Source organism: Pinirhizobacter sp., assembly GCF_035317885.1.
In the GTDB taxonomy this organism is placed as follows: domain Bacteria; phylum Pseudomonadota; class Gammaproteobacteria; order Xanthomonadales; family Rhodanobacteraceae; genus Pinirhizobacter.
The window spans coordinates 1-4,154 of record NZ_DATHFX010000453.1 but is presented as its reverse complement, the minus strand read 5'-3'; the positions used below and the strand labels follow the sequence as shown (position 1 = coordinate 4,154).

Annotated in this window: 7 protein-coding genes and 1 pseudogene; 3 read left to right on the top strand and 5 right to left on the bottom strand. The window is 57.8% G+C overall.

Going from position 1 to position 4,154, the window contains the following annotated elements; translation table 11 throughout:
* On the top strand, window positions 1–213 hold a 213-nt coding region (locus VK519_RS14865), incomplete at its 5' end, for a hypothetical protein (RefSeq protein WP_324351029.1).
* A 47-nt stretch (window positions 214–260) separates the two neighbouring features.
* Here VK519_RS14865 and VK519_RS14860 read toward each other — a convergent pair.
* From VK519_RS14860 to VK519_RS14850, 3 genes are read right to left on the bottom strand one after another with little or no spacing between them, the layout of a single operon-like run.
* Window positions 261–671: a hypothetical protein gene (locus VK519_RS14860; RefSeq protein ID WP_324351027.1), complete on the bottom strand. Its 411-nt coding sequence runs from the start codon at window positions 669–671 to the stop codon at window positions 261–263.
* 48 nt (window positions 672–719) lie between these two features.
* Complete coding sequence (locus tag VK519_RS14855) at window positions 720–974, bottom strand: hypothetical protein (RefSeq protein ID WP_324351025.1); 255 nt, start codon at window positions 972–974, stop codon at window positions 720–722.
* Window positions 975–1,018: 44 nt separating this feature from the next.
* Window positions 1,019–1,282, bottom strand: a complete 264-nt coding sequence (locus VK519_RS14850) for a hypothetical protein (RefSeq protein ID WP_324351023.1) — start codon at window positions 1,280–1,282, stop codon at window positions 1,019–1,021.
* Between the two features lie 301 nt (window positions 1,283–1,583).
* Between VK519_RS14850 and VK519_RS14845 the strand changes: the two genes are divergently transcribed.
* On the top strand, window positions 1,584–2,222 hold the full coding sequence (locus VK519_RS14845; RefSeq protein WP_324351021.1) for a response regulator: 639 nt from the start codon (window positions 1,584–1,586) through the stop codon (window positions 2,220–2,222).
* A gap of 7 nt (window positions 2,223–2,229) precedes the next feature.
* Here the strand turns inward: VK519_RS14845 and VK519_RS14840 are convergent, their stop codons facing one another.
* Both VK519_RS14840 and VK519_RS14835 read right to left on the bottom strand, forming a co-directional pair.
* Window positions 2,230–3,060, bottom strand: a complete 831-nt coding sequence (locus tag VK519_RS14840; protein WP_324351019.1) for a helix-turn-helix domain-containing protein — start codon at window positions 3,058–3,060, stop codon at window positions 2,230–2,232.
* Between the two features lie 256 nt (window positions 3,061–3,316).
* Window positions 3,317–3,697 (bottom strand): nuclear transport factor 2 family protein, encoded by a 381-nt coding sequence (locus tag VK519_RS14835; RefSeq protein ID WP_324351018.1) that lies wholly within the window; start codon window positions 3,695–3,697, stop codon window positions 3,317–3,319.
* 71 nt (window positions 3,698–3,768) lie between these two features.
* On the opposite strand from VK519_RS14835, the pseudogene VK519_RS14830 reads away from it, so the two are divergent.
* Window positions 3,769–4,154: pseudogene (locus VK519_RS14830) on the top strand (exodeoxyribonuclease III); the annotation flags it as partial.

Below are 4,154 nucleotides of genomic sequence, written 5' to 3'. Positions count from 1 at the left end.
GCTGCCACCGACAACCTGATCCGCGCCATCGACATCAAGACCGGCAAGGTGGTCTGGAGCGATGTGCTACCGGCCGGTGGCCAGGCCACGCCGATGACGTATAGCATCAACGGTCGCCAATACCTGGTGATCATGGCTGGCGGTCATCACTTCATGCGCACGCCGCCGGGTGACTACGTGATCGCCTATGCCCTGCCCGAGAAGGGTGGCTGATACGGTCTGTTGCTCAGGTCGCACCCAGGCGCGACCTGAGCAATTCTCTAGACGGGTATTTTTGCCAGGACTTTGGCGCCGATCAAGATGCCGACACCCATGGCGACAGGAAATTCCCAGCTGCAATGAGTCGGGCTGGTAAGGATCTGAATCAACGCACTCAAGCAGCCGGCGCCGATGCATGCCTTACCGATCGAATCAAACATAGTGGCCATGCCTAGGTGGCCGGGCCATCGTTGATCGGAGCCAGATGGCTTCCCGGCCAAGGCATTCGATGGGTCCATGCCGCGATAAGCAAGCGCGAACCATGCAGCGAACGCAAAGAATGAAGCGACCGTCGGCATGAGCCATACGCTCGCATAGGCATATTCGCCCGGTATATGGATGACAAACCACGTCAATGCCAATCCGGAGACAGGCGCCGAAAGGCGCCTGACGGTCGATGACACGTCTACCATGGCGAGGGCCTCCGCATCTGACTGAGGAATTGTCGATGCCCGGCAAACTCAGTCAGCCAGGCCGCAAGCACGTGTCACCTCCTCCCAGAGCCGATCAACTTCGCCATCGGCTATGACCTGATAGGCATTCCTGCCTTCAAAAGCCCTGTGGTGCATGCACATCCATCGTATAGCGCGCGTCCGGTCACCAAACCCGGTTATCAGCATGCTGGAGAAATCGGCCAGGTGTTCCTCGAGGATCGAAAACGCGGCAAAGGCTGTCTTCTCCTTCGCGTAATAGGCCTCTTCCAGTTGTGCGCTCACGGCTTTGAACGACTCTCTCGTGCCCATCTGTTCCCCCTCATGCATCAGTCGCGATAGCCGCGTCTGATCGACCTCAAGAAACCTATGACAAGGTCGGTATCGCCCATCTGGACCAACTCTTGTGCCGTCTTGTCGCCGAGCTCACGAATCTTCACCGTCAGGTACCAGTCGCGTATTCGCTCTTCGTCGTGGTCGATTCCCTTGGCCAATTGCAAGACACCCCGGAAGCCTGCGTCCAACGGGTGACCGAAAGCCTGGTTGATGTTCCGCGGCTTATCCCATGTCGCCGCACAGAATCGTGTTGTCATCGTGCAGTCCTCATCGGGGGCCAGTAGTGGCCACGTTACGTGGGGCGAGGAACTTCTTCTTGCAGCTTTTTGCACCGCAATGTGTTTTTTGCTCAATACGCATCGACATGGCTGCAATAGGCCAGAAGCACGGACAGGGCCCGATCAAAAAACAGGACAAACGTGCTAACTTGCCGAAAAAATACACTTTCGAGCATTGAATTGCCTCCAGCGTCAGCGCATAGTCATGACGCCAGGGAGATAGTGGGGATCCTGCTAACATCCCTGTTTTCGGTGCCAGTGACGGAAAACAGGTGATTTTTTGAACGAGATCAAAGAACGATTCGGGATACTCGTTGTCGATGACCATCCCGTAATGAGAGACGGGTTAAGAGCGGTCATCGAACAGGAATCCGATATGGAAGTCACCGGCGAAGCCGCCGATGGCAAAGAAGCCATCGACCAGTTTAGAAAGCTGCTTCCCGACGTGATGCTGATCGACCTTCAGATGCCTGTCATGGACGGCTTGCGGGCCATCACGGCCATACGCAGCGAATTTCCCGACGCGACAATCATCGTGTTAACGACCTTCCCCGGGGACGCTCGAGTGGTCCGGGCCTTCACGCTCGGCGCCACGTCTTACCTTCTGAAAACCGCCCGTAGCGATGAAATAGTCAAGGCGATACGCGGCGCGCTGACGGGCCGCCATATCGTGGCTCCCGAAGTCGCCCAGGAAATTGCCAGCCACGCGGGTCGCGAGGGACTGACCGATCGCGAGATCGTCGTTCTCACCCTGGTGGCCCAGGGGCGCAGTAATCGCCATATCGCCAAGGCGTTGAGCATCACCGAAGATACGGTCAAGGCCCGCATGAAGAGCATCATGGCCAAACTGGGCGCCGAAGACCGCACGCACGCGGTCACGATCGCCCTCAAGCGAGGCTTCCTGGATTCGTTGCCCTAGACAGCAACTAGGCATTTTCCGCTTTCCTCATCGATGCCTGGGACTTGCGCCACGCGCCGGGTGTCACGCCCATTTTCTGCGCGAAGACACGGCTGAAATGACTTTGATCTGAGAAGCCGGCACTGAAGGCAATTTGCGCCAGGGACGTATCGGGTTCCGACATGAGTTCGATCGCCCGGTCGACCCGGCGATAGAGTAGCCACTGGTGCGGCGATACACCGGTACTCTTCTTGAACCCCCTCACCAGGGTGCCAGTAGACAAACCGCAAGCCTCGGCAAGTTCCGTGATCGTTATGCCCTCAAATAGCCGCTCACGCATCATCTGCGTGACGCGCTGTTGTTGCCATGGAGCAAGCGTGCCTTTGACGACGGTGTTCGTGGTCGAAGATCCTCCGAAATTCAAGGCCAGATAAGCACAAAGGCCCTGGAGAAGATGACCCACGAGAGGTTGGTAGAACACCGACGGGCTGCGGAAGATCGGTAACAGCGTTTGGCCGATACTCATGATGATCGAGTCTTTGATGCACTCGCCAGGCTGTAACGCAATGTCGGTGACGTTCGAACGATAGATTTCTTCGTTCGCCTCGTTGATCGCACATCGCGGAATGTAGAAGTACAGCGAGTGCAGCGGATCGCTGATATAGGTGATGGGATCCCTGCGCAGATCCAGGAGATATGTTGTACCTGCCTCATAGGCCGTCGAACATACGGGGCGACCGTCGCACCACAGCTCATGCGTCGTCTGCTTCTTGAGATTCAGGCAAATCAGATAGGCATCATTGCTCCCTATCGGCGATGTCATGCCGTGCCCGGTCTTGTCGATGCGCAGCTCCGTCACGGCAAGCCGACTTCCCCGCTTTGTCTCGCTCGCAAGTGTGGGCGGATTGCCTATCTGAAACGATCGCCCGAGCCTTTCGCCAAATGCACCTTCGTACATAGCCGCCTCTCTCAACCGGATAGGTAGGGCATCCCTGGATTGAGTTGATTCCCTACCGCAACGGTACGCGCATGGAGAGGTTCTCGAAGCCTCCCTCAGGGTAGACTTCTTGACTCGAAGGGATAATTCGCTTGACTCGAAAGTGTATGTCGGCGCGTTATCGTTGCTCAACCCACTGGGCGCGCCAGGCCGGGGCATCGAAGGGATCGACGAAATACTGCGTCTCGTGCGACACCTTCCCGTCCCGGAACTCCATGATGCTCACGGTGTGGGCACGCTTGTTCCCATAGGCAATCACATACTCGGTAACCCACAGATCGCCCTCACCAACGATACGCCGGACCTCGAATCCCGAGGGTTTACCGGGGTGATGGCTACGAAGCGCTTGCAGGTTGGCCCGGCCGCGGATGACCTCGCCTGATTGCGGGTACTCGCATACGGCATCATCAAGGTAAATCTCGTGCTCGGCGACCTGGTCGCCCGCAGCGGATGCCGCCCAGTGCTTATCAATGGCGGTCCGGATGTCTTGCTCGTCCATCATCGTTCTCCAGGTATCGCCAATCGACGCTCACCCAGCCTCCACCGGGCGCGGCGTTAGCATGATGTGCCATGAAGATCGCCACTTTCAATATCAATGGTATACGCCCCGGCTACCCATCCTGCTGGAGTGGCTTAGGCGTGAAAAGCCGGATATTGCCTGCCTACAGGAATTGAAGGCGGCCGATGGATTGTTTCCCGTAGAGGAGATCAACAAGGCCGGCTACGGGGCGATCTGGCAAGGCCAAACTTCATGGAACGGCGTAGCCATTCTGGCGCGTGGCGCTGACCCGGTGGAAAGCCGGCGTGGCCTGCCCGGGGATGCCAAGGATACGCAGAGCCGGTACCTGGAAGCCGCCGTCCATGGCGTCATCGTGGGCTGCCTCTACCTGCCCAACGGCAATCCGCAGCCAGGCCCAAAATTCGACTACAAGCTGGCCTGGTTCGAGCGGTTCATC